Here is a 25,513-nt window from a genome sequence, read left to right as displayed (position 1 = left end):
GTCCCGGGCGTCAGTCGTCCATCTGGTTACTGACCCGCATCGCCTCGGCGATCGTCGAGCGCCCCTGCACCGCCAGGCTCACCGCGTGGCGGCGCAAGGTCTCGCCGCGCATCTCGCCCTGGGCGACCTTGAGGAAATGCCCCGGATCCGGGTGGTTGACGGCGTCGGTGACGGCGCGCGTCATCTCCAGCAATTCGTAGACGCCGGTGCGGCCGCGATAGCCGGTGCCGTTGCAGTGCGAGCAGCCCTTGCCGTGATAAAAGCGCGTGCTCGCGGCCTGCTCGCCCAGTTCGGCGCGCAGCCAGTCGATCTCGTTGGCGGCCGGCCGGTAGTCGACGGTGCAGCTCTCGCAGATCACGCGCACCAGGCGCTGGGCCAGCACGGCCTGCAGCGAGCCGCTCACCATATAACGCGGCACCCCCATGTCCATCAGGCGCAGCGGGGTCGAGGCGGCGTCATTGGTGTGCAGCGTCGACAGCACCAGGTGACCCGTCATCGCGGCGCGCAGGCCGATGGCGGCGGTTTCCTGGTCGCGCATCTCGCCGACCAGCACGATGTCCGGGTCTTGCCGCAGCGCCGAGCGCAGCACGCGCGCGAACGACAGCTCGATCTTGTCGTTGACCTGCACCTGGTTGATGCCCGCCAGCCGGTATTCGACCGGGTCCTCGACCGTAATAAGCTTTTTCTCGACCGAGTTCAGTTCGGACAAGGCGCTGTAGAGCGTCGTGGTCTTGCCGCTGCCGGTCGGCCCGGTCACCAGCACCAGGCCGTTCGGCCGGGCGACGATGGCGCGGAAGCGCTCGACCAGGCGCGCCGGCATGCCGATCGCATCCAGGCGCAAGTTGGCGCTGACCTGGTTCAGCAGACGCATCACCACCGATTCGCCGAACTGGGTCGGCATGGTCGAAATACGCACGTCGATGCGCTGGCTGCGCACCTTGACCGCGAAGCGGCCGTCCTGCGGCAGGCGTTTCTCGGAGATGTCGAGATCGGCCATCAGCTTGAGGCGCAACGCGAGCGGCGTGGCGACCTTGAGGTCGGCCTCGGTCTGCAGGTGCAGCACGCCGTCGATACGGAAACGGATCTGCAGCCGCCCCTCCTGCGGCTCGATGTGGATGTCGGATGCGCGCACCTGGGCCGCGTCGTCGAACACCGATTGCAGCAGCTTGACGATCGGCGCTTCCTCGAGCCCCGGATTGGCGGCCAGCGCACCGAAGTCGATCGACGCATCGCCCAGGTCGGCCTCGACCTCGCGCGCGAGACCCGTGATCTCGCCGGTGCGGCGGTAGATGCGGTCGATCGCGGCCAGCACCTCGGTCTCGTTGACCACCGCCAGCTCGACACCCTTCTTGATGAGGCGCGCGATCTCGTCGTAGGCGAACAGGTCGGTCGGGTCGGATACGCCGACCAGCATCGTTTCCTTGCGGTCTTCCAGCACCAGCGCGCGGAAACGCCGCGCCGCGGTCTCGGGCAGCAGGCGCACCAGCTCGGCGTTAATGTTGTAGAACTTCAGGTTCAGGTAAGGGATGTCGAGCTGGCGCGCCAGAGCGCCCGAAATCTGGTCTTCGGTGACGAAGCCGCTTTCGACGAACACGCGGCCGAGCTTGCGGCCGGTACGCTTCTGATCGGCGAGCGCCTGCTGGAGTTGCTCTTCGCTCAACAGTTTCTGCTGCATCAGCACTTCGCCGAGGCGGACTTTCTCTGGCCTTGCCATACCATCCCTTGGGTTAATTCCTGCAAAAGGGATTCTAATGCCTGAAGGCACAATAGTGATTATCAGCATCATGCGGGCGCGCAATTCTGTCTCGGTTTCGCCTCGTTGCCAGTATCTTCCACTCACCTTCCGGTAACAATCTCCCTTCGACTGACGCATCTGTGGCGTTCAATCCGGACCAGGTGGAAGGTCCGGCATGTTGCAGGGTGAATACGATGCACGATGGCAATTAAAACCGGTGCTATGCGGCATGGATGGGGCCAGCTAACATGCTGGCTGTGTCCGTTACCACGTTAAAACCAGGAGTCGTCCTTGCCGTTTGCCCGTCTTTCGCTGCCTTCGATCCGCGCCAAGCTGTACATCCTGGTGCTGGCGTGCGCGCTGCCGATCCTGGTCGGCTACGTCGCCCTGGCGCGCGACGCCGCCGTACGCGAGCGCAACCACGTTTCGCGTGACGCCCAGACCGTGGCCGAGGTACTGGCGGCGGCGGTCGATCGCGACATCGACAGCGGCGAGACCGCGGCCCGGGTCCTGGCCAATACGTCGATCATGACCCGGGGCGACATGGTCGCCATCCACGAGATGGCCAGGGGCCTGCTGCGGCCCGACTTCCCGGCCCAGGCCTTCGTCCTGAGCCTGCCGAACGGTATGCCGTTGATTAATACTCGCTATCCCATCGGCGTTTCGCTGCCGCGCACCGGCAACGAGGACGACATCCGGCGCGTGGCCGTGACCGGCAACACCGTGGCCTCCGGCCTGCACCGGCTGGACGACGGCGGCCAGTACGCGCTGTCGGTCGAAGTGCCGATCTGGCAGGAGGGCGAGGTGCGCTTCGTGCTGTCGGTGCACCTGCGTCCGCGCCGCATGGCCGAGCTGCTCGACAGCCAGCACCTGCCGGAAGGCTGGATCGCCGGCATCTACGACCGCCGCTTGTTGACCATCTCGCGCAGCGGCGACCGTGGCCAGCACCTGGGCCTGCCGATGGCGCCGGCGCTGGCCAAGGCCGTGGCAAGCGGCGGCGCCGGCACCGTCGAACTGCCGCAGGATGGCGGGGCGCGCGGCTACGCGGCCTTTGCCCGTTCCCCCGAACATGGCTGGGTGGTGACGATCCGCTATCCGTACCACGCGGCGCGCGAGCTGCTGGGGCAGTCGATGGCCAAGACGGTGGCCGCGATCGGCGGCATGCTGGCGATCAGCCTGGCCCTGGCCTGGGCCCTGGGCGGCTCGATCGCGCGCGCCGTGCAGGGACTGGCCGGCCCCGCCGAACAGCTGGGACGCGGCGCGCCGCTGGTCTTGCCGCTCTCGAACATCCGCGAGGTGGAGACGGTGGCGCGTGCGCTGCGCCGGGTGGACGCCGAGCTGCAGGAACACCGGCACGGCCTCGAGACGCTGGTGGCCGAACGCACGCAAGAGCTGGAGCGCTCCAAGGCGCAGCTGGAGACGGTATATGCCTCGATCCCCGTCGGCCTGTGCTTCATGGACCGCGAGCTGCGGGTGGTGATGGTCAACGACTACCTGGCCGACATCAACGGCCGCCCGGCGCGCGACCATGCGGGCCGCAGCCTGCCCGAGCTGCTGGGACCGATCGGGGAGGAATTCGAAACGAACTACCGGCGCGTGCTAGCCAGCGGCCGGCCGCTGGTCGAGATCGAGGCCGCCGGCGAGGCCCCGTCGGCGCCGGGCAGCACGCGTCACTGGATCTCGAGCTACTTCCCGGTCTATGGACCCGACCGCCGGCTGATGGGCGTGAATGTGGTGGTGCTCGACGTCACCGAGCGCAAGCTCCAGCAGCAGCGCGAGCGCGACCACCAGGAGATGTTCCGCGCCCTGTTCGAGGCCGCCGGTGACGCCCACCTGCTGCTGGCCTACGGCGCCGGCTACGTCAGCGCCAACCAGGCCGCGGCCGACCTGTTCGGCTTCGCCAACCCGGCTGCCCTGCTCGACGAGTCGCCGGCCAGTCTGTCGCCGCTGCTGCAGGCCGACGGCCGCGCGAGCGACGAGGTGGCGATGGAGCACATGCGGCGCACGCTGGACGAGGGCCGGGATGCCTTCGAGTGGCTGCACCTGCGCGCCGACGGCAGCGTGTTCCATGCCGACATCCTGCTGACCCGGGTCGACATCGGCGGCGTCGGCATGATGCAGGCGACGATCCGCGACATCAGCACCCGGGTCGCGGCCGAGGCGGCGCTGCGCGCGACCGGCGTCCAGCTCGAGGCGGCGCTGCGCCTGGCCGAACAGGCCAGCCGCGCCAAGAGCGAGTTCCTGGCGAACATGAGCCACGAGCTGCGCACGCCGATGAACGCCATCGTCGGCCTGGCGCGCCTGCTCGAGGAGGGCCAGCTGGGCCGGCGCGAACGCGGCTATGTGGCGCGCATGCGCACCGCTACCCGCTCGCTGCTGGGCATGCTGAGCGACCTGCTCGACTTCTCGCGCATCGAGGCCGGCCAGCTGAACCTCGAGCGCATCCCGCTGCGCCTCGACGAGATCCTGGCCAGCATCGCGGTGCTGCACGGCCCCGGCGCCTGGGCCAAGGGCGTCGAGCTGACGTTCGCGGTCGATCCCCACCTGCCGCCGCTGCTGGAAGGCGATCCGGTGCGGCTCGAACAGGTGCTGCTCAACCTGGTGGGCAACGCGGTCAAGTTCACCGAGCGGGGCGAGATCGTGCTGTCGATCGCGCCGCGCGGCGATGCCGACGGCCAGCTGCTCCTGGCGTTCGAGGTGCGCGACACCGGCATCGGCATCGCTCCCGAGGTGCAGGCCGGGATCTTCGAAGTGTTCTCGCAGGCCGACAGCTCGACCGTGCGCAAATATGGCGGCGCCGGCCTGGGACTGTCGATCGCGCGCCGCCTGGTGGAGCTGGCCGGCGGCGCCCTGCGCCTGGAGAGCGTGCCCGGCGACGGCGCCGCCTTCCGCTTCGAGCTGTCCTTCCCGGTGCTGGAAGCCGCGGCCGACGCGCCGGCCGGTCACGACGATGCCCTGCGCGTACTGGTCGCCGACGACAACGCCAGCGCGCGCGCCGCCCTGGCCGCGGCCTGCGCCGCCTTCGGCTGGCGCGTGGACACGGCGCCCGATGGCGCCGCCGCCCTCGATGCCTTGCGCGCTGAGCGCTATGAGTTCGCTTTCGTCGACAGCGCCATGCCCGGTCTGGACGGCCTGCCGTTGATCTCGGCCGTGCGCACGGCGCACGCGCATGTGCCGCGCTTTTGCCTGCTGGCGCCCGACCCCGACACCGAGCGCTATGCCGAGCTGGCCGATGGGCTGGAGAATGAGTCGGGCCTGGCGGCGGTGCTGGGCAAACCCTTTACCCGGGCCAGCCTGCGCGCGGCCGCGTGCCGGCTGCTGGGCGGCGCCGGGGCGGCGCTCGCGCTCCCCGCCAGCACGCCGCTGGCTGGCGCCCTGCGCGGCCTGCGCGTGCTGCTGGTCGAGGATAACCTGATCAACCAGGAAGTGGCGGGCTTCATCCTGGCCCATGCCGGCGCCACGCTCGAGATCGCGGCCAACGGCCGCGCCGCGCTGAGCATGCTGCAGGAAGACGCCGCCTTCGACGTGGTGCTGATGGACTTGCAGATGCCGGTGATGAACGGCTTCGAGGCGACCGCCGCGATGCGCGCCGCCGGGCTGGACCTGCCAATCGTCGCCATGACCGCGAATGCGATGGACGAGGACTGCCAGCGCTCCCTCGACGCCGGCATGCAGGCCCACCTGGCCAAGCCGATCGACGTCGACGCGCTGGTGGCGACCTTGTCGCGGGTCACCGGCCGCGCGCAGGGCGCGCCCGCCGCGGCAAGCGCGGCTGCGGGCGCCGCGTCCGCGCCGTGCGCGCCACTGCCGCACCTGCCCGGCATCGACCTGAAATCGACGCTGCCGCGCTTCGCCGGCAGCATCGAGCGCTTCTGCGAGGTGTTCGTACGCTTCGCCGAGGGCCAGGCCCACACCTTCGGCGAGCTGCGCGCGCACGTCGAGGCCGGCGAGCGCGGCGCCGCAGGCCAGCTGGCGCACCGGCTGCGCGGCGTGAGCGCCAATCTCGGCGCCACCGGCGCGGCCGAGGCGGCCCGCGCCCTCGAACAGGCGCTGCGCGATGCCGACGACGCCACGGTGCGCCTGCGCCTGGCGGACCTGGCGCGCGCGCTCGAGGCCGTGACGGCGACGGCGCGCGAGCTGGCGCCGCCCGCGGCCCGTGAACCGGCCCAGGAACTACCTGGCATGGACCAGGGCGCCACGCTGCACGATGCGCTGGCGTGCCTGCTTCACTTACTGGAGAATAACAATATGAGGGCGATCGCCGCCGAAGGCGCCTTGCGGCCGGCGCTGGCGCTTGACGCCGGGCAGCCGGCCGCGGCCGCGCTGGCCGACGCTGTCGCCACCCTGCGCTTCGGCGACGCGGCGCGCCAGGTGGCAGACCTCATGAAGCGAAAGGGAACCCCATGAGCTGGACCGAGATGGCGCTCAATGGCCGCATCCTGGTGGTCGACGACGCGATGGAAAACATCCAGATCCTGCATGCGGCGCTGCAGGAAGAGCAGGAAGTGCTGTTCGCGCTGGACGGCGCGCGTGCGCTCGCGCTGGCGCGCAGCCAGCACCCCGACCTGATCCTGGTCGACGCGATGATGCCCGACATGGACGGCTACGCCGTGTGCGCGGCCCTGCGCGCGGCGCCCGAGACGCGCGACATCCCGGTCATCTTCGTCACCGCGCTCAAGACGCCGGAGGACGAAACCCGCGCGCTGGAGGCGGGCGCGGCCGACTTCATCACCAAGCCGGTCAACGCGGCCGTGGTGCGCGCCCGCGTGCGCACCCAGCTGACCGTCAAGCGCCAGGCCGACGCCCTGCGCGCGCTGACCCTGACCGACCCGCTGACGGGCGTGGCCAACCGCCGCGCTTTTGATGAGCGGCTGGAAGCCGAATGGCGCCGCTGCGCGCGCGCCGGGCTGCCGGTGGCGCTGATCCTGGCCGACGTCGACCATTTCAAGGCCTATAACGACCACTACGGCCACCAGGCCGGCGACGCCTGCCTGGTGCAGGTGGCGGCGGCGCTGCGCCGCGGCGCCGGCCGCACCCACGACCTGGTCACGCGGTATGGCGGCGAGGAATTCGCCATTCTGCTGCCCCAGCTCGACGCGCTCGGCGCCGAGGGCGTGGCGCACCGCCTGCAGGCCGAACTGGCCCAGCTCGGCCTGCCGCATGCGGCCTCGCCCACGGCGCCGTACCTGACGATGAGCCTCGGGCTGTCGAGCCTGGTGCCGCGCGACGCGCAAGGGCCCAACATCCTGGTGGCCAGCGCCGACGCCCTGCTCTACCAGGCCAAGGCGGGCGCAATCAGTATCGGATGAGCGGCATCGGCGCACTCGGCAGCGCCGGCAGCGCCGGCGGCCACGGGGTCTAGTGGCTGCGCCTCGGGTGCTACCGGCGCGTCAGGGGTAGCAGCGGATCAGAAATTCGGCCACGCATACGGGCTTGGTCGCCCCATCGGCTTCGATCGTCACGTCCCAGGTGAATTGCCAGCCGCCGGCAACCGGCTCGGCGCCGTGCAGGGTCCAGCGCCCGCGCACCCGGCTGCCGGCCGGCAGCGGACTCGGGAAGCGCACCCTGTTCAGGCCATAGTTCACGCCCACGCGCATGCCCTCGATCGCCAGCGCGCTGGTCAGCATGGCAGGCAGCAGCGACAGGGTGAGAAAACCGTGCGCCACCGGCTGGCCGAATGGCGACTCGCGCCTGCAGCGCTCGGGGTCGAGGTGAATCCACTGGCGGTCGTCGGTGGCTTCGGCAAAAGTGGCGATGCGGTCTTGCCCGACTTCGAACCAGTCGGAGACGGCGACTTCGCTGCCGATCCGGGCCGGCAGCGCATCGAGTGCGATCGTGACAGCCATCAATTCTCCTTGGCGGGCCGGCGCCCGTAGAGGCCGACGCCGTCGATCGTGCATACCGCGACGCCGTGCTGGTTGGTGGCGGTCCAGGTCGACCAGACGACGCCGCGATCGGGCTTGCTCGCGGACGCCTTGACCTGGCGCGTGAGATAGTGCACGCGCAGGGTGTCGCCGGCGCGCACCGGTTGCAGCCAGCGCACGCCGTCCAGGCCGGGCGAACCCATGCCGTCGGCCGCGCCCAACAGGCCATCGACCACCAGGCGCATCATCATGCTGCAGGTATGCCATCCGCTGGCGATCAGGCCGCCGTAGGGCGACGCTTGCGCCGCCTCGGCGTCGACGTGGAAGGACTGCGGATCGAACGCATGGGCGAAGGCGAGAATCTCGGCTTCGGTGACGGTGCGCTCGCCCAGCGCGATCTCCTGGCCCGGATAAAAGTCTTCGAAATACCAGCGCTTGCCAGCCGGCGCAGCGGGCAGTACGCGCTCGCGCGCGTGGGCCGGCGTGCCTGCTCCTTCGTCTGCTCCTGCCGTCATGCCGCCTCCCGGAAACCTGGCTGCGCGATGAAGCGGTCCAGGTGGTGGCCCATATCGCCCAGCGTCAGCTCGATCATCGACAGGCGCTTGAAGTAGTGCGAGGCCGGCAGTTCGTCGGTCACGCCCATGCCGCCATGCAGCTGGATGGCGCCCTGGCCGATGAAGCGCGCGGCCAGGCCGACGCGGTACTTGGCGGCCGACACCACACGCCGGCGCGTCTCGCGGGCGGCGGCATCGCGGTCGCCATCGCGATCGGCATCGGCGCCACCGGAACGCGCCAGGGCCAGCGCCGCCAGCAAGGCCATCGATCGCGCCTGTTCGAGGTGGATCGCCATGTCGGCCATCCGGTGCTGCAGCGCCTGGAACTTGCCGATCGGCGCGCCGAACTGCTGGCGCGTCTTGAGATACTCGAGCGTCATGTCGAACAGGGCCTCCATTGCCCCCAGCGCCTCCGCGCACACCAGGCCGGCGGCATAATCGAGCGCTGCATCGAGGATGGCGCCGCCCTCTTCCACCCGGCCGATCACGGCGTCGCGCCCGACCACCACGCCGTCGAGCGCCACGTCCGCCGCGCGCAGGCCATCGAGCGTACGGTACGCCGTGACGCGCAGGCCTGCGCTGTCGCGCGGCACCACGAACAGGCTCACGCCATCCATACCCTGCCCTTCGCCTACAGCCCCTGCGCTGCGCGCCGATACGATCAGGGCGTCGGCTTCGGCGCCATGCACCACCACGCGCTTCTCGCCATGCAGGCGGTAGCCGCCATCGACGGCATCGGCCCGGGTGGCGATGTCGAAGGCGTCGTGCCGCGACTGGCGCTCGCCCAGCGCGCAGGCGAGCTTGAATTCGCCGGCGGCGACCCGCTCGAGCAGCGCACCATGCCCCGCCTGTGCGCTCCCCAGGCGCAGGAATTCGGCGCCCAGTACCGTCGCCATATACGGTTCGACCACCAGTCCACGGCCGAGTTCCTGCATCACGGCGAACATGGCGAGGGCGTCGCCGCCGAAGCCGCCGCGTTCCTCGGGCACCGGCAGCGCCGTCAGGCCCAGTTCGGTCATCGTGGCCCAGGCGTCCGGCGAGACGCCCGAGGTCGAATGGACGATCGCGCGCCGCGTCTCGAAGCCGTAGTCGCGGCCGATCCAGCGCCGCACCGCATCGGCCAGCTGCTGCTGTTCCTGGTTCAGTTCGAAATGCATGCCGTCCTCACAGTCCCAGGATCATCTGGGAGATGATGTTGCGTTGGATTTCGTTCGACCCGCCGTAGATCGAGGTCTTGCGGTAGTTGAAGTAATGGCCCGCCAGCGGCGCCGCATCGTCGTCGCCCGCGACGGCGTGCTCGCGCGCGCCGGCCAGGTAGGCCGGATCGAAGGGCAGCGCCTGCGGGCCGGCCGCTTCGACCATCAGCTCCGTCAACTCCTGCTGGATCTCGGTGCCCTTGACCTTCAACATCGACGCCTCGGGACCGGGGGCGGCGTCGCCCCTGGCCAGCACGCGCAGCACCGTCATCTCGAGCGCGATCAATTCGATCTCGAGCGCCGCCACTTTCGCGCCGAACAGGGGGTCGTCGAGCAGCGGCCGTCCGCGCTTCTGTTCGCGCAGCGCCAGGCGCTTGACGAAGGCCAGCTCGCGCTTGGAGCGGCCCACGGAGGCGATGCCGGTGCGCTCGTGGCCGAGCAGGTATTTGGCGTAGGTCCAGCCGCGGTTTTCCTGGCCCACCAGGTTGGCGACCGGCACCTTGACGTCGTCGAAGAAAACTTCGTTGACTTCGTGGTCTTCGTCGAGCGTCGCGATCGGACGCACCGTGATGCCGGGACTGCGCATGTCGATGAGGAGGAAGGAAATGCCCTCTTGCTTGCGCACGCCGGGATCGGTGCGCACCAGGCAGAAGATCATGTCGGCGTGCTGGGCCAGCGTGGTCCAGGTCTTCTGGCCGTTGACGACGTAATGATCGCCATCACGGACCGCGCTCGTCTTGAGCGCGGCCAGGTCCGAGCCGGCGCCCGGTTCGGAATAGCCCTGGCACCACCAGTCCTCGCAGGACAGGATGCGCGGCAGGTAATAGTCCTTCTGCTGCTGGCTGCCGAAGGCCATGATCACGGGCGCCACCATATTGACGCCGAACGGCAGGACTTGCGGCGTGCCGGCCAGCGCGCATTCTTCCTCGAAGATATGGCGCTGTAGCGGCGTCCAGCCGGTGCCGCCGTATTCCACCGGCCAGCCGGGCGCGGCCCAGCCCTGGGCGGCCAGGATGCGGTGCCAGCGAACGTAGTCGTCGCGGGTCAGGCGCAGGTGCTGGCGAACCTTGTGCCGGAGGTCGGGGGGAAGATGGGAAGCGAGAAAGGCGCGGACCTGGTCGCGAAAGACCAGGTCCTCGTCGGAGTAATACAGGTCCACGTCGTCTCCTTGTTGTTGTCGTCATGAATAGCACGATCGTTCACAAGGATTGTACCCGAATCAGCCGCGCCGCCAAGCCTGGGCAGCGCGGATCAGCGCACCTGGCGCGGGCGGGAAGCGCCCGGGCCGGCAAGCCATTTACTGCTTAGCGTTGCGGCGGCGCGAGAACACGCCAGCGCCCATCAGGCCGGCCATCATCAGCGCGATGGTGCCTGGTTCCGGCACCGCATTGACCTGGTTCGGCAGTGCGCCGATCTGGTCCTGGCTTGGCAGGGCGAAGATCGGTTCGGCATCCGCCACCGGGACGGTCACGCTGCCGCCACCGCTGGCGCTGCCCGAGCCTGGCGCGGCCGGGGTGGCGCTGCCGCCACCCACTGCGACGCTGCCACCCACCGCGGCGCCGCCGCCAGTGCTACCGCCGACGGCTGGGGCGCCGCCATTCTGACCAGCCACGATCCTCACGCCATCGCCATCGTTGATGACAGAGACCGAGTTACCATAACGCGCTGCCAGCAGGCCGTTACCGGCGCTCAGCACGTACGAGGCGTCGATACCTTGCTGAACGAAGAGCTGCTGTGCGTCCGCGGACGACAGGCTGGCGCTTGCCATGCCGATCAGGTTGCCGTTGGAGCCGTGCGCGACGCCGCCAACCAGGCTGACGTCGCTGCCGAGCACGCCGGAACCGATCACACTGGTGCCGTTACCGGCGGTCCATCCATTCTGGAAGCCTGTCGTGGAGACGACTTCGGCCTGGGCTGCACCGGCACAGGCCAAAAGGGCAGCAACAACGAGGTGACGTGTTGACATAGAGATAACTCCTGAGTTAAGTAAGGATTATTGTTTTTGCAACTGCAGAGTTATCGTATCACAAACTAAAAATACCTATCTATTAACTATCTGCAAATCGTGCATGCGATCTTATTGTCGAGTGATAGTTTTCTCATGCCAATTCTGTGATCTTTAAAGCAATTTCATTTCCTTTAGATGCTTGCCTAAAGAACATGTACTTTTAACAGACACACGAACGTCCGCCGGTCACCATGATTGCCTTGCCAACAGGTCGGCCAGGTACGGCAAGGCCTGTTTGCTGGAGACCAATAAAAAAGGCCGCACCAGTCACGGTGCGGCCTTCACGCTGCGGCGCGGCGTGTTGTCGGCGTACTTACTTGCTTTCGACCACGGTCATATATGGCATGACGCGTGACGCCATCCGGGTATCGGTCTTCAACATGCCGACCTCATCCGCCAGGATATTCGCGGCTTCCTGCAGCATCACGTCCTTGGCATCCTTGGCCGCCTTCTCTGCTGCCAGTTCGGCCTGGAGATTGCGCTCGTCGGCTTGCAGGCCATCGTCCTGGCGCGGCGTGCCGCGCAGGGCGACCACCGACTTCTCGGGCTTGGTCGGATCCGGCGCCTCGGCGCGTTTCTCGGCGCTGCCCGGACCGCTGGTGGGCTCGTCCGGCGTGGCCGACGTGCCCGCCAGGCGCGCTTCGCGCAATTTCGAGCGGGCATCCTGGGCGTCGCGTTCCTTGCGGCGCACGACCTCGTTGAGCGAGATGACGTTTTCCTTGCGCAGCTTGAGCACCTCGTTGATATCTTCCTGCAGGAACTGGAAGTCCTTGTCCTTGGCGATGCGTTCTTCATGGCGCTTCTGCAGCGGTGCGACGAGCTCCTTCAGGTCGCCCAGCGGCATGTATTGCGCCGGCTTGATCGCCACCCATGGCAGCGCATTGTCGTAGGACGATTCGCCAAAGGTGTCCATATCGGTCAGCACCGGCAGCTTGATGTCCGGCGTGACGCCACGCAACTGAGTGGTGCCGCCATTGATGCGGAAGAACTGGGCAATGGTCATCTTCAGCTCGCCGTAGCGCATCTTCTCGTTCGGCGCAAAGCGGTCGAGGTCGATCAGGGTCTGGACCGTACCCTTGCCGAAGCTCGGCTCGCCGATCACAAGGCCGCGGCCGTAATCCTGGATCGCCGCCGCGAAGATTTCGGACGCCGAGGCCGAACCGCGGTTGATCAGCACGCCCATCGGACCATCCCACGCCAGGCCCGGCTTGGTGTCGCTCTCGACTTCGACCCGGCCTTCGGCCGTGCGCTGCATGACGACCGGGCCCTTGTCGATGAACAGGCCGGTCAGCTCGACCGCCTCGATCAGCGAACCGCCGCCGTTATTGCGCAAATCGATCAGGACGTTGTCGACCTTCTCTTTCTTGAGCTCGGCGAGGATGCGTTCGACGTCGCGGGTCGCGCTGCGGAAATCGCGCTCGCCCTTGCGGCGCGCTTCGAAATCCTGATAGAAGGTCGGCAGCGAAATCACGCCGATGCGGCGCTCGACGCCGTTTTCCTTGACCTTGATGATCGTCTTCTTGGCGGCCTGCTCTTCCATGCTGATCTTGTTGCGCACCATCGACACGGTCACGTGCTTGGCGTCCACGCCGCCGTCGCCCGGGATCACATCCAGGCGCACGGTCGAGCCCTTCTCACCGCGCACCAGCGCCACCACGTCGTCCAGGCGCCAGCCCAGGACGTCGACGAACGGCTTGTCGCCCTGGGCCACGCCGACGATGCGGTCGCCGACCTTCAGCTTGCCGGACTTGTCGGCCGGGCTGCCCGGCACGATTTCGCGGATGATGGTGTAGTCGTCGCGCGTCTGCAGCACGCAGCCGATGCCTTCGAGCGACAGGCGCATCGCGATGTCGAAGTTGTCGGCCGAGCGCGGGCCGAGATAGTTGGTGTGCGGCTCGATCGCGGTCGCATAGGCATTCATGAACATCTGGAACACGTCCTCGTTGTTCAGCTTGCCGATGCGGCTGACATAGTTGTCGTAGCGTTTATCGAGCGTTTCGCGAATCGACTTGTCGTCCTTGCCCGCCAGCTTGAGGCGCAGCCAGTCGTTCTTGACGCGCTTGCGCCACAGGTCGCGGATGTCGTCCTCGCTCTTGGCCCAGGCCGCCTTCTCGCGGTCGAGTTCCATGGTCTCGTCGGCGCCGAAATCGAAATTGGTCTTGAGCAGGCCGCGTGCATAGGCCATGCGCTCGGCAAAGCGCTTCTGGTACAGGTTGTAGATGGCGAACGGCGCGTTCAGGTCTTCGTTGTTGATGGCGTCGTCCATCTGGGTGCGCAGCGCGGCAAACCGATCCAGGTCGGCCTGCACGAAGTACAGCTTCTCGCCGTCGAGCCCATCGAAGTAATTGTCGAAGATCTTGGCCGACATCGCGTCGTCCAGCGGCACCGGGCTGTAGTGATAGCGGCCCAGCACGCGCGAAGCCCACAGCGCGGCCTGGGTCTGGGCGGCGATCGGCTTCATCTCGGGGGATGCCGGCGCGGCCTTCTTGTTGGCATCGAGGGGTTTGGCGGGCGCCGCGGGCGTTGCGATGGCAGCCGATTTCTCGGGCTGCGCGGTCACCACGTGGGCGGACATGGCAAATGCCAGGGCTGCGATGAGCACGTGCTTCTTCATTCTGCGTTTCTCCGAACGGAATTCCTTGCGGATGCGACATGACCATATATCGATAAGCCAGCCATACCGCGCTTTACGGTCCATTCTACAGGATAGAACCCGGCGCCAGAGGCGGCTTGTCCCGCCGAAAACGCCGAAATCGCCGGGAATTAAGTCTGCCGTAAGCCATTTTTTGCGCGGTATTTACGCCTTGATAAGCCCCAGCACCGCATCCTTGCAATACCAGCATGCCGCGACCAGCGCCAGCAGTGGCGCCCAGGGCCAGGACCGGGCCGCCAGCTTCCAGTCGACCGGCGATGGCCAGAATGACAGGAACTGGGGCGCGAGGAAGAACATGATGGCCAGGTCGGCCGGCGCGAAGTCCAGCCCCCCGCGCGTGCGCCACCACGCCACGCCCAGCGGCACCAGCAGCACCAAGAGCGGCGCCAGCGCGGCCGGGGCCGCGTTGTACCAGCGCAGGTTGGCAAAGGTGACCGAGCCGAGTTCCCAGTTGTGGCCGCCGGGTTGGCGTCCTTTTGGCCGCTTGATCCGGCGCGGGACGACGCTCATCCCTACCGGCTCGGCATTGGTCAGCAAGCCCATTGAGAAGTGGGCAAGCTCATGGCACAGGGTGCCAGCGGCGGTGAACACGAAAAAGGCGGGATGTGCGCTGGAGGCGATCCACAGCAGCACGGCCAGCGCGGCCGAGGGGATCAGGTACAGAGCGATGTCGAGCGCGGGCCCGGCCGCGGCGCAGGCGGCGGCGGGGAGCCAGGCGCCGCAACCGAACGACATGGCGGGCTCAGGCCGAGTAGAAGCAGCGCCCGCAGGCCTGACGGTAGCGCTCGTTGCCGCCGATGCTGACCTGCTCGCCCTCGCGGATGCGGCGCCCCTGTTCGTCGACGCGGATATTCATGGTCGCTTTCTTGCCGCAGGTGCAGATATTCTTGATTTCCTCGATATCGTCGGCCAGCGCCAGCAGGTAGGCCGAGCCGGGGAACGGCTCGCCGCGAAAGTCGCTGCGCAGCCCGTAGCAGATGACGGGCACGCCCCGCACCTGGGCCAGCTGGTGCAGCTGACCGACCTGGGCGCTGGTGAGAAACTGGGATTCATCGACCAGCAGGCAAGCCACGCCCGACACTTGCTCAAGGAAATTGGTGTCGGCATCGAACACCTCCGCATGGCGCTGGGCGCCCAGGCGCGAGGTGATCAGGCCGACGCCATAGCGGTTGTCGATCGCCGCCGTGTAGAGCTTGACCTGCTGGCCCTGCTCTTCGTAGTTATGGGCGACCTGCAGCAGGGCAGTCGATTTGCCCGCATTCATCGCCGAGTATCTGAAATAGAGTTTGGCCACTGCCCTGTCCTGCCTTGCTGTCCTTTGATGCGAAGCTGCGATTATAGCAAGCCCGTCGCAAGCCCGAAACAAGCCCGAAGCAGGCGCCGCCAGCCATCCGGCGCCAGACAAGAGCGTGATCAGCCCGAAATCGGCTGCGCCGGATTGCCCGCGACCTGGGCGCCGGCCGCCACATCATGGGTGACGACGCTGCCAGCGCCCACGATGGCGTCGTCGCCGATCGTCACGCCGGGCAGGATGATGGCGCCGCCGCCAATCCAGACGTTGCGTCCGATCGTGACCGGCCGGCCCGATTCGAAGCCGGCGCGGCGCAGGGACGGGTCGCGCGGATGGTCGGCGGTATAGATATGCACGCCCGGGCCGATGCGGCAATCGTCGCCGATCGTGATCGGCGCGACGTCGAGGAACACGCAATCGAAGTTGATGAAGACGCGCGCGCCGAGGGTAATGTGCCAGCCGTAGTCGCAGTGAAACGGCGGACGCACGGTCGCTCCCTGCCCCGCGCGCGCGATCCGTTCGCCCAGCAGCGCCGGCCAGCCGGCCGGTTCGCCCAGTGCCGCGTTGTAGCGCGCCAACCAGGCCGCCGTGGCGTGCTGCTCGGCGCGCAATTCGGGATCGCTCGCATGGTATGGCATGCCAGCCAACATCTTCTGCTTTTCGCTCAGTTCCACGAGGTCCTTTCTGTGGTGGCTGTCATGCTGCCGCGGCAGGCACTACTGGCCCGGATGGTATTTGCGTTCCAGGTTACGCTCGATGTCTTCCTTGTAGAACAGTACGTCCTTGAACTCGCCGCGCGCATACATCGCCGCCTGGTCGTTGAAGTGCGGCGAGCGCGGATCGCCGCTCTGGCCGCCGGCCAGGATGCTCTTGGCCTTGATGCGCGGGCCGAACTCCACCGCCGCGACGAAGCTGTTGCCGCGATCGCCGTAAATGCGCTTGGTCTTCTGCTTGGCCGACATGCCGAACGAGGCCAGCGAACCCCAGTTGGCCGAGGCGAACGCCACCGGGATACTCGGCTTGCCGTCGTCGTATTGCTGGTCGACGTCACCGCTGAGGCGCTGGAAGCGGTTGATTTCGCCCCACGGCGTGCGCCAGTCGCCGAAGTCGGCCTGCAGCCTGTTCGAGGCGCGCACCAGCGCATCGAGACGATCGGCCGGGCTCAGGCGAGCAGCGATGTAGTCGACCGCCGGGATGCTGTCGGCACGCGCACGCGCCCCATGCTCCGCCACCATCTCTTGCCCCCAATAGATCGCGAGCGAGGTCGGCACCGAATCGATCGCGTAACGCAGGTTCCAGTCGCGCAGCACGGCGATTTGTTCCGCCAGACCGGCCTTGCGCGCATCGCTTTCGGGCAGCGCCGCATGATCGGCCACCACGGCCGGCACCACCGGCTCGAACGCGGCCAGGCGCGTGTCGTACGACGCCGCGATCAGCCCGTCGATAGTGAGCGCCTTCGCGTCCTTGAACACACGGTCGGCATTGCGGCCACGGGCATTCTCGGGCAACGACCACATATAGGCCGGGTAGCTGGCGCATTTCGGGCTGCTGCCGGCACCGGCCGCATTACACGGCCAGTTGTTGGTGTTGGAGATGTAGCCACTCGCTGGGTTCAGCAGGGTGATCGTTTCCTTGATCTCGTGCAAGCCCTGCCACTCGGTGGCCGGATTGCTGCCGTCGACCGGCCGGGTCCAGTCAAAGCGCGGATCGCGCTTCGGAATGAAATTGCCGTGGAAGTAGGCAATATTGCCCTGCCCGTCGGCGTACACCGTATTGTTCGAGGAATTGGTGCGCAGCTCCATGGCCTTGTAGAACGCGTTGTAGTCGCGCGCCTTGGTGCGCGTATAGGACTGGGTCAGCGCATTGAGCGGATCGTCCATCATCTTGACCGACACCCATTTATCGCCCTCCTGGCGCACGACCGGGCCGTGGTGGGTGAAATAGGCGGTGACGCTGCGGCTGGCCATGCCGCCGTTCGGCGTCTTGTATGGCACGTTGATCTGGGCAACCCGCATCCGGCCTTCGTGCTTGCCGTATTTGTAGAAGAACTCGCCATCGCGCTCGACCACGGTCTCGAGGTATTCGTCGATCACGTCGCCGCCGCCCGAGGTGTGCATCCAGCCCAGCTTGTCGTTGAAACCCTGATAGATGAAGAACTGGCCCCAGGTCACGGCGCCGTAGGCATTGAGTCCCTCGTCGCTGATCATATGCACCTCGGGACGGAAATAGAACGAGGTATGCGGGTTGATCATCAGGAGCGCATGGCCGTTGGCCGAGCGCCTGGGGGCGATGGCGAAGCCGTTCGAGCCGCGCGGCTCGGGGTCGAAACCCTTGTCGAGGCCGCCGCCGGCGAGCACCGGCCGCTTGCCATAGAAGCGTTCCAGTTCCTTGAGGTCGATCGACTCGATGTCGCCGCCGATGCTGCCTTCACTGAACGTCAGGGCCATCCACGGCTCGAAGCGGGTCAGGAGCTTCGGCTTGACCTCGGGGTGGGTATGCAGGTAGTAGTTCAGGCCATCGGAGAAGGCATTCATCAGGTTCTTCAGCCACACCGGGCTGGCGGCGTACTTGGCCTGCATGTCGGCCGGCTGGATGTACAGCTTCATGCGCAGGTCGCGCCAGATTTCCTTTTCGCCCTCGACCTCGGCCAGGCGCCCCATCGCATTGATGTAATTGAGCTCGATGCGATTGAAATCATCCTCGGCCTGGGCGTACAGCATGCCGAACACGGTATCGGCGTCGGTGCCGCCATGGATGTGCGGAATGCCCCATTTGTCGCGCATGATCGTCACGCGGTGCGCGCTCGCCTTCCAGCGCGCGACCTCGGCGGCACTGAAGGGTTGCGCGGCGGGCGCGACCGGCGCGGCGCCGGCAGGCGCCTTGCTCTGCGCAACGGCGAGCCCTGGGGCGGCCGCAGCGGCCAGGAGAGCGCCGAGCAGGGCCGGCGTGAACGAACGTGGCATGCGCATCGATGGTCTTCCTTCAGGTCGTGTCAGTCGTCGGCCAGGCCGGCATTGGCCAGGCGCTGCTTGAGCCGCTGGTTGTCGGTCAGCAGCGTGGCCAGGCGGTCTTTCAGGCTCGCCACTTCCTTGCGCAGGGCCGCGAGCTCGTCTTCCGGATCGAGCTCGGCCTTTTCCTTTTTCGGACGGCTGGCCATCTTTTGCTCGCGCACCTGGCGCGCGGCCTGCTGCAACTCCTTGCGGCCGCCGGCGACGGCGGCGATCTGCTGCTCTTGCGGCAGCTGCGCCACGTTGGCGGCGGCGTTGATCGAGATGGCGCCGGTACGGACAGCCTCGCGCAGCTGCGGGGTGGCGGCCTTCTGGATGCGCTCGATCTGGCTGATGGTATTGCTCGACACCCGCGCCGCGCGCGCGACGTCCTCGCGCGTGTTCCAGGGCGGCGTGGCAGGGTCGGCCGGGGCGTTGTCGTCGCCCTCCTCCGCCGGCGGATGCTCGGCCATGCGCGCGGCGACGATTTCCTTCTTGCGCAGCGCGAACACGCCGCGCTGGAAGTCCGACACGCTGCGGCGCGCCAGGTGGTTGTCGATCATCCACAGCATCACGTCTTCGAGCGAGGCGAAGTTGTTGTTGTGAACGGTGCGGAACGGAATGCCGTGCTTGGTGCAGATCTCGTAGCGGTTATGGCCGTCGATCAGCGTGTCGCGCCAGAGCACCAGCGCGTCGCGGCAGCCCTCGGTCTGCAGGCTGCGCTCGAGCGCGGCGTATTCGATGTCGGTGAGCGGGTCGACGAAGGACCGCAGCTCGTCGTTGATCTTGATGTCCAATTCTTGTCCTTGCTAGTCTTGCCTGGGGCGGCGTCATGGATGACGCCGTTTGGCATGCTACACCATCCGGCGAGGGTTCCAAAGATGCAAGAGACCGTTTGGGGAGGGATGGGCGGGCAATCATGCCGCAATACGGGGGCTGATCGGGGGATAAAGTTGCCGAACTGCTCCGACTTGAGCACGCCTGTGCTAGAATCGCGGGCGTTGCCCGGATGGTGAAACTGGTAGACACCGCAGACTTAAAATCTGCTGCCAGCAATGGCGTGCCGGTTCGATTCCGGCTCCGGGCACCAGTGTTTACAAGGCTCTCACTGAGAGGCTTGCTCCGATTGTAGTTCCGCAAAATCGAAGTGGTTTCGCAAAAACCTTGGTTGCGAAACGGTTATAGCGAATCGAAAACCACACTTACTTGTCCTTGGCGCGCTGGAAGGTACAGGGGCGCCCCTCGACTTTGTCACGAGCAACGCGGCGACCATCGTTAGGTCGCCCTCGCACGGACCGTGCCGTCAAGTATTCCCGCTCATCACGCTTTTGGCCGAGCCGACGAAGCTGCTCCGCTTGGCTATGCATTTTTACAGTATGCCAGTGCGCTTGCTTGACCTGGGTCGCTGCCGGCGCCGATCGGTCCACTACGCTACCCTGATGTGCGCCCGAACCGACCTCATGGCCGCCAGCCACGTCGACGTTACCCTCACCCTGCTGCCGTTGATCGGGCTGGCAAATGCGGAGCAGATGCTTATCGGCGCCGGCGTGCCACGCACCGTTCTCAACCGCGTGCTAACGCACCCAGCGGAGCGCCGCCCAATGATTGAACCCGAGGTCAAGATTAACGCCCTACCGGCGTCCGGCTGAGGCAGACTCGACAAAGCGGCTCCTGCGCGCTCGCTTTATTGTTGACGCCAACCAATTCACCCACGCAGCGCATCGGCCACGATGGCCTTTCCAACTTGGGAGGACACGATGGCTCGACAACAGCGGATGACGACATGCGCGGTGGCTCTACTGGCGGCTCTGCTGCCGGTCGAGTTGCTTGCCGCACCCTACACCCCAACCTTAACCGGCGAGAAGTTCGTTCGGGACGTTTTGGCCGCGCCTGACAACGGCGCTGCTTCGATGCGTCGTGAGCGCGCGATGGGCTACATGGATGGCGTCATGGATGGCACGGTCGGTTTGCTCTGGTGCCCGGCTGGCCAGCACGTTGGGCATGAGCTCAGCTACCTGGCCGCTGAGCAAATGAAGTCGCTGCCGGCGGACCAGTTGAAGAAAGGCGCCGCGCCGTTGGTCGTGGCTGCCTTGGCCAAGATCTACCCGTGCCCGGTCAAAGGGAGGACGTCATGAGGCCGCCACTGCTCAGCGTGATGATGCACTATCCCCGTCGCACAACGCGTGAACACCTGTATGCCGATATTGGCTGGAATGACCTCATCGACAACAAGGCCTACAACGACACCTGCGCGATCCGCATGAGCTATGGCCTGCTCATGGCCGGGGTGAGTTTGCCCGGCGCGCGCATGAAGGCGAAGGCCGGCGCCCCTCAAGGGCAAATACATTGAGCCGGGCCAGGCCAAGCTGTCGAACATACTGCGGCAGCAGTGGGGCACTCCCGAGGTCTATCAAGGTGAGCAGGCGGCGCGCAATGGAATCGGCTCGCGTACAGGCGTGGTGTCGTTCTTCCGCATTGGCGGAGGCCACGGCGGACACATCGACCTGGTCGTGCACAAGCCCGGCGGAACTTTCCAGGATTGCGCTCGAGTCTGCTTTTGGGACTCGGATACGATCTGGTTCTGGCCTCTAACGTGACTCCACCGGCCGGCATCGCCTGGCGATGGGCACCCTAGTTCGACCTGGCCTGCACGGTCTTCACGTGGCGAGCCGCGCACTCAGCATACTGGCGCAGCAGCTCGAAGGCCCAGGCCTGCCAGACGTCGTAGTCGGCGGCGACCGGGTGCTCGGTCACCGGGCACCGCGCCGCCCGCGCGCTATCGAGCGGCGGCCTGGTTGGCGGCGTCGATGGTGGCGTCGAGGTCGCACACCCGGACAGGATCAGGGCATCAATCAGCGACAAGGAGCTTCGCGCTGCGCAGCTCCTTGGTGAGCGCCGTCATGCCCGGCGCCAGGGTGGATTGGATGGTGGCCGACTCGCTCGCGGCGGTGCGGATCGCCGCAGCGTCGGCCTGGACATCGGCGAGTGAAAGCGACAGGGCCATATCTGACACCTTTTCCACTTGTAGCTCGGCGACCCGACGGTCAAAGTCGCGTGCCATGACACCTTCGCCCAGCAGCTCGAAACAGCACATCCTGGTTTCGACAAGGCTACGCCGGTGGTTGCCGCTCCACCTCTTCCATATTGCCCGCCCCACCCTTTTTGTTGTCCGCAGGATATCGTTACGTGCATCGGCACCGCAGCGGTTCGCCCTCCAGGGCTTAGCGTTCTTGCGGATCGCGATAATGGCATGCGCGGCGCGCAAGGCGATGGCCACCTGTAGCGTCTTTTGCCGCCGGCTTGCCGTGCTGTAGCCCGGCGCCGGCCAGTCGAGCCCAGCCAGGCGCAGCAGGCTTGCGCCATGCCATGGCCTGGCGTAGTGGTAAATTGAAGAGGCACTTGATGCTCAGGCAGAACTCGATCGACTCGTCGCTGAACGTCTGGCTGCGCCCGCGTTTGCTGCTTGGCTGGCCGTGCCACTTCATCGGGTCCAGCCAGATGAGCAGCGAGCCGCGTGACCTCAACGCTTCGTTGTACGTCTTCCAGTTGGTCGTGCGGTACTTCTGCGGAGCTGGTTACGTCCGTTCGGGCTACCAGACCTGCGGATATTACGCTGCCCCAGCCTGATTTGCGCAACAAAGCCTCGCAGAGGGAGAAACACCGGAAACAGGTCGGCTATCTTCATGATGCGTCGACAAGGTGCGCCAGGATGCCCAGCACCTTGCGACGCACGAAAATAGTGTGTAGATGACACGAGGCGCACCAGAACTGACCGTTCGATGCATTTCCACATCATTTCGCCCGGCCCAAGTGCACTGCTCGGTGCCGACGCCGGGACCTTGCACTACGAAGAGACGCACCTGTTACTGGAAGGGGCCCTCGAAAAACCGTCACAAGCGGCGGGGCTGCGCGGCCCGACCGCAACGCAACGCAACGCGCATCAGGTTGTCGACATGCCCGAAAGTGGCACGGAAAATGCTACCTACCATCTCATGCGAGATGAACAGACTCACCACAGTGCCTCCGCCACCGGGTGGCTGGCCAGCCTGGAACTGGAAATCGCCTTCAAAGGCGGCGCCAGCGTCCTGGCTCGCAACCGCCATCACGGACCGCTACGCGTGCAGAAGCCGCTTTATCCGGAAGGCATCCAGACCGCTCACGCGATCGTGGTGCATCCTCCAGCGGGCATCCGCGCCGGCGACCGGCTCCAGATCGACACCAGGGTCGGCCCGGCGGCGCACGCCTTCCTGACTTCTCCAGGTGCGGCCAAGTGGTATCGCGGCGACGACGGCGAAGCGACCCAGTCGGTACAGCTATCGGCCGGCGACGGCGCGGCGCTCGAATGGATGCCGCAAGAGACCATCTACTTCAACGGCGCCCGGGCGGCGCAGCGCCACATCGTGCAGCTTGGCCTTGGCGCCCGCTATATCGGCTGCGACGTGATGTGCTTCGGCCGGCAGGCCAGCGGCGAGCGCTTCGAACGTGGCCAGCTGCGCCTGCATTCGGAGATCTGGTGCGGCAGCCAGCTGCTGTGGTACGAGCAGGCACGCCTGCGCGCCGGTTCGGAAGCACTCAATGGTGAGTTCGGGCTCGATGGCCAGACCGTCTGCGCCACCCTGACGGCAGTCGGGCCGGCGCTCCCCGCTCTACTCCTGGCGCAGATCCGCGCACTTGACCCTGCGCTCGGGGCCAGCCAGCTCAAATCCGTTTTCATGGCGCGCCTGCTATGCAGCGACAGCGAACGCGCGCGGCGGGTGATGACGCGCGCTTGGCAGCTGCTGCGCCCGCACCTGATTGGCCGCCCGGCGCTCGATCCCCGCATCTGGGCCACCTGACCTCACCCTTGCACAGTACCGACATGGACCTGAGACCAAGAGAAAAAGACAAGCTGTTGATCTTCACCGCCGCCCTGCTGGCGGAGCGGCGCCGCGCACGCGGGCTGAAGCTGAATTATCCGGAATCGGTGGCACTGATCTCGGCAGCCATCATGGAAGGCGCGCGCGATGGCCGCAGCGTCGCCGAGCTGATGTACGAAGGCACACAGATCCTCGCGCGCAGCGACGTGATGGAGGGCGTGCCGGAGATGATCCCCGACATCCAGGTCGAAGCCACGTTTCCGGACGGGACCAAGCTCGTCACCGTCCACCACCCGATCGTTTGAGGTTGAGTCCATGATTCCTGGTCAAACCATCCTGCGCGAGGACGACATTGTCCTCAACGCCGGTCGCCCTGCGCTCACGCTGCGTGTGGCCAACAGTGGCGACCGCCCGGTGCAGGTCGGCTCGCATTTCCATTTCGCCGAGGTCAATCCGGCGCTGCGCTTCGATCGCGCCGCCGCGCTCGGCATGCGCCTGAACATTGCCGCCGGCACGGCAGTGCGCTTCGAGCCCGGCCAGCACCGCACGGTCGAGCTCATCGCACTGGCAGGGGCGCGCGAAGTCTACGGCTTCAATGGCCAGGTGATGGGCGCCTTGCCCCCACTGGCGGAGAACTGAGATGGCCACCATCAAGCGCCAGGCCTACGCCGAGATGTACGGTCCCACCGTGGGCGACCGCATCCGCCTGGCCGATACAGAGCTGTTCATCGAGATCGAACACGACTACGCCGCAGCCCACTACGGCGAGGAAGTCAAATTCGGCGGCGGCAAGGTCATTCGCGACGGCATGGGTCAGTCGCAACGGCTGCATGCGGACGTCATGGACACCGTCATCACGAATGCGGTCATCGTCGACCACTGGGGCATCGTCAAGGCCGATATCGGACTGAAGGACGGACGCATCGCGGCCATCGGCAAGGCCGGCAATCCCGACATCCAGCCCGGCGTGACGATGACCATCGGCGCGGCGACCGAAATCATTGCAGGAGAAGGCCATATCGTCACCGCGGGGGGCGTCGATACCCACATCCACTTCATCTGCCCGCAGCAGATCGAAGAAGCGCTCACGAGTGGCGTCACCACCATGATCGGCGGCGGCACCGGGCCGGCGGTGGGCACGGCGGCGACGACCTGCACACCCGGTCCCTGGCATATCCATTCCATGCTGATGGCGGCCGATGCCTTTCCGATGAACCTGGGTTTCATGGGCAAGGGAAACGTCAGCCTGCCGGGCCCCCTCGAAGAACAGATCAGGGCCGGCGCAGTGGGCCTGAAGCTGCATGAAGACTGGGGCAGCACGCCGCAGGCCATCGACAACTGCCTGGCCGTTGCGGAGCGCTTCGACGTGCAGGTTGCGCTGCACTCCGATACGCTCAACGAGGCCGGCTTCCTGCAAAGCACGCTCGGCGCGTTCAAGGGCCGCACTATCCATACCTTCCACACCGAAGGCGCGGGCGGCGGGCATGCGCCGGACATCATCGCGGCCGTCGGCGAGGCCAACGTGTTGCCCTCGTCAACCAACCCGACCCGCCCGTACACGGTCAACACGCTCGACGAGCACCTGGACATGCTGATGGTCTGCCACCACCTCGACGCGTCCATCGCGGAGGACGTGGCATTTGCGGAGTCGCGCATCCGCCGCGAAACCATCGCCGCCGAAGACATCCTGCACGACCTGGGCGCCATCTCGATGATGTCCTCCGACTCCCAGGCACTGGGCCGCGTCGGCGAAGTCATCCTGCGCACCTGGCAAAGCGCGCACAAAATGAAAGTACAACGCGGCCACCTGGCGGACCCCAACGCGCCGAACGCGCCGGCGGCCACCCACGACAACTTCCGCGTCCGGCGCTACATCGCGAAATACACGATCAATCCGGCCATCACCCACGGCGTAGCGCACGTAGTGGGCTCGATCGAGGTCGGCAAGCTGGCCGACCTGGTGCTGTGGAAGCCGGCGTTCTTCGGGGCCAAGCCGTCGATGATCCTGAAGGCCGGCATGATCGCGATGGCGCAGATGGGCGACCCGAATGCGTCCATTCCGACGCCGCAGCCGGTGCACTACCGGCCGATGTTCGGGGCATTCGGCGGCGGACTGAAAAAGTCCGTGACCTTCGTCTCGCAGGCGGCGTTCGACGACGGCATCGCGCAGCGCCTGCAGCTGACGAAGACGGTGTTGCCGATCCGCGGCACGCGCGGCCTGGCCAAGGCCGACATGATCCACAACAGCGCCACCCCCGTCATGCAGGTGGACCCCGAAACCTACGAGGTGCGCGCCGACGGCCAGCTCCTCACCTGCGAACCGGCCACCGAGCTGCCGCTGGCGCAGCGCTACTTTCTGTTTTGAGGCG

At 66.6% G+C, this 25,513-nt stretch carries 23 protein-coding genes, 1 tRNA gene and 1 pseudogene; 11 read left to right on the top strand and 14 right to left on the bottom strand.

The features are described from left to right. Positions 1–10 precede the first annotated feature (10 nt). Positions 11–1,714 (bottom strand): GspE/PulE family protein, encoded by a 1,704-nt coding sequence (locus ACZ9AQ_RS10740; protein ID WP_429204773.1) that lies wholly within the window; start codon positions 1,712–1,714, stop codon positions 11–13. Positions 1,715–2,026: 312 nt separating this feature from the next. Here ACZ9AQ_RS10740 and ACZ9AQ_RS10735 point away from each other — a divergent pair, with 312 nt between their 5' ends. After that, entirely contained in the window at positions 2,027–6,142 is a 4,116-nt protein-coding gene (locus ACZ9AQ_RS10735; protein WP_429204771.1) for a response regulator, read from the top strand. Continuing rightward, positions 6,139–7,044, top strand: a complete 906-nt coding sequence (locus ACZ9AQ_RS10730) for a diguanylate cyclase domain-containing protein (protein ID WP_429204770.1) — start codon at positions 6,139–6,141, stop codon at positions 7,042–7,044. The genes ACZ9AQ_RS10735 and ACZ9AQ_RS10730 overlap by 4 nt, the downstream gene beginning before the upstream one ends. 81 nt (positions 7,045–7,125) lie before the next feature. Here the strand turns inward: ACZ9AQ_RS10730 and ACZ9AQ_RS10725 are convergent, their stop codons facing one another. The 11 genes from ACZ9AQ_RS10725 to ACZ9AQ_RS10675 form a co-directional block, all read right to left on the bottom strand. Next, entirely contained in the window at positions 7,126–7,581 is a 456-nt protein-coding gene (locus tag ACZ9AQ_RS10725; RefSeq protein WP_429204768.1) for a MaoC family dehydratase, read from the bottom strand. Then, positions 7,581–8,114 carry a MaoC family dehydratase gene (locus ACZ9AQ_RS10720; protein ID WP_429204766.1) on the bottom strand — a complete coding sequence of 178 codons (534 nt, stop codon included), beginning with the start codon at positions 8,112–8,114 and terminating at the stop codon, positions 7,581–7,583. Before ACZ9AQ_RS10720 ends, ACZ9AQ_RS10725 begins: the two co-directional genes overlap by 1 nt. Next, entirely contained in the window at positions 8,111–9,310 is a 1,200-nt protein-coding gene (locus ACZ9AQ_RS10715) for an acyl-CoA dehydrogenase family protein (protein ID WP_429204764.1), read from the bottom strand. Before ACZ9AQ_RS10715 ends, ACZ9AQ_RS10720 begins: the two co-directional genes overlap by 4 nt. A 7-nt stretch (positions 9,311–9,317) precedes the next feature. Next, entirely contained in the window at positions 9,318–10,508 is a 1,191-nt protein-coding gene (locus ACZ9AQ_RS10710; RefSeq protein ID WP_429204762.1) for an acyl-CoA dehydrogenase family protein, read from the bottom strand. 138 nt (positions 10,509–10,646) lie between these two features. Next, on the bottom strand, positions 10,647–11,315 hold the full coding sequence (locus tag ACZ9AQ_RS10705) for a PEP-CTERM sorting domain-containing protein (RefSeq protein ID WP_429204760.1): 669 nt from the start codon (positions 11,313–11,315) through the stop codon (positions 10,647–10,649). Positions 11,316–11,670: 355 nt separating this feature from the next. Beyond that, positions 11,671–13,971, bottom strand: coding sequence for a carboxy terminal-processing peptidase (locus tag ACZ9AQ_RS10700; protein WP_429204758.1), 2,301 nt, complete (start codon positions 13,969–13,971; stop codon positions 11,671–11,673). Positions 13,972–14,154: 183 nt separating this feature from the next. Beyond that, entirely contained in the window at positions 14,155–14,745 is a 591-nt protein-coding gene (locus tag ACZ9AQ_RS10695) for a hypothetical protein (RefSeq protein ID WP_429204757.1), read from the bottom strand. 7 nt (positions 14,746–14,752) lie between these two features. Further along, positions 14,753–15,304 (bottom strand): thymidine kinase, encoded by a 552-nt coding sequence (locus ACZ9AQ_RS10690; RefSeq protein WP_429204755.1) that lies wholly within the window; start codon positions 15,302–15,304, stop codon positions 14,753–14,755. 119 nt (positions 15,305–15,423) lie between these two features. Further along, positions 15,424–15,975, bottom strand: coding sequence for a sugar O-acetyltransferase (locus ACZ9AQ_RS10685; RefSeq protein WP_429204753.1), 552 nt, complete (start codon positions 15,973–15,975; stop codon positions 15,424–15,426). Positions 15,976–16,017: 42 nt separating this feature from the next. Then, complete coding sequence (locus ACZ9AQ_RS10680) at positions 16,018–18,270, bottom strand: penicillin acylase family protein (protein ID WP_429204752.1); 2,253 nt, start codon at positions 18,268–18,270, stop codon at positions 16,018–16,020. A 23-nt stretch (positions 18,271–18,293) separates the two neighbouring features. Then, entirely contained in the window at positions 18,294–19,085 is a 792-nt protein-coding gene (locus tag ACZ9AQ_RS10675) for a ParB N-terminal domain-containing protein (protein WP_429204750.1), read from the bottom strand. 206 nt (positions 19,086–19,291) lie between these two features. Between ACZ9AQ_RS10675 and ACZ9AQ_RS10670 the strand changes: the two genes are divergently transcribed. The 5 genes from ACZ9AQ_RS10670 (at position 19,292) to ACZ9AQ_RS10650 (ending at position 20,885) form a co-directional block, all read left to right on the top strand. Continuing rightward, positions 19,292–19,378: transfer RNA gene (locus ACZ9AQ_RS10670), tRNA-Leu, on the top strand. Positions 19,379–19,748: 370 nt separating this feature from the next. Continuing rightward, on the top strand, positions 19,749–19,937 hold the full coding sequence (locus ACZ9AQ_RS10665) for a hypothetical protein (RefSeq protein WP_429204748.1): 189 nt from the start codon (positions 19,749–19,751) through the stop codon (positions 19,935–19,937). 108 nt (positions 19,938–20,045) lie between these two features. Beyond that, positions 20,046–20,423, top strand: a complete 378-nt coding sequence (locus ACZ9AQ_RS10660) for a Rap1a/Tai family immunity protein (RefSeq protein ID WP_429204746.1) — start codon at positions 20,046–20,048, stop codon at positions 20,421–20,423. After that, positions 20,420–20,638, top strand: a complete 219-nt coding sequence (locus ACZ9AQ_RS10655; protein WP_429204744.1) for a hypothetical protein — start codon at positions 20,420–20,422, stop codon at positions 20,636–20,638. Before ACZ9AQ_RS10660 ends, ACZ9AQ_RS10655 begins: the two co-directional genes overlap by 4 nt. Beyond that, a complete protein-coding gene (locus tag ACZ9AQ_RS10650; protein ID WP_429204915.1) occupies positions 20,634–20,885 on the top strand; it encodes a T6SS effector amidase Tae4 family protein in 252 nt (83 codons plus the stop codon). The genes ACZ9AQ_RS10655 and ACZ9AQ_RS10650 overlap by 5 nt, the downstream gene beginning before the upstream one ends. Before the next feature lie 34 nt (positions 20,886–20,919). Here the strand turns inward: ACZ9AQ_RS10650 and ACZ9AQ_RS10645 are convergent, their stop codons facing one another. Then, positions 20,920–21,150: a hypothetical protein gene (locus tag ACZ9AQ_RS10645; RefSeq protein WP_429204742.1), complete on the bottom strand. Its 231-nt coding sequence runs from the start codon at positions 21,148–21,150 to the stop codon at positions 20,920–20,922. Between the two features lie 157 nt (positions 21,151–21,307). Next, positions 21,308–21,812: pseudogene (locus ACZ9AQ_RS10640) on the bottom strand (transposase); the annotation flags it as partial. Between the two features lie 255 nt (positions 21,813–22,067). Between ACZ9AQ_RS10640 and ACZ9AQ_RS10635 the strand changes: the two are divergent. Genes ACZ9AQ_RS10635 through ureC form a run of 4 tightly spaced genes read left to right on the top strand, consistent with a single transcriptional unit; the run spans position 22,068 to position 25,509 of the window. Continuing rightward, on the top strand, positions 22,068–23,123 hold the full coding sequence (locus tag ACZ9AQ_RS10635; RefSeq protein ID WP_429204740.1) for an urease accessory protein UreD: 1,056 nt from the start codon (positions 22,068–22,070) through the stop codon (positions 23,121–23,123). Positions 23,124–23,146: 23 nt separating this feature from the next. Beyond that, positions 23,147–23,449 (top strand): urease subunit gamma, encoded by a 303-nt coding sequence (locus ACZ9AQ_RS10630; protein WP_429204739.1) that lies wholly within the window; start codon positions 23,147–23,149, stop codon positions 23,447–23,449. A 10-nt stretch (positions 23,450–23,459) separates the two neighbouring features. Continuing rightward, entirely contained in the window at positions 23,460–23,783 is a 324-nt protein-coding gene (locus ACZ9AQ_RS10625; RefSeq protein ID WP_429204737.1) for an urease subunit beta, read from the top strand. Between the two features lies 1 nt (position 23,784). Continuing rightward, positions 23,785–25,509 (top strand): urease subunit alpha, encoded by a 1,725-nt coding sequence (ureC, locus tag ACZ9AQ_RS10620; protein WP_429204736.1) that lies wholly within the window; start codon positions 23,785–23,787, stop codon positions 25,507–25,509. Positions 25,510–25,513: the final 4 nt, after the last annotated feature.

It is taken from the genome of Massilia sp. UYP34 (genome assembly GCF_056279385.1).
This window is presented reverse-complemented; position numbering and strand designations above follow the sequence as displayed.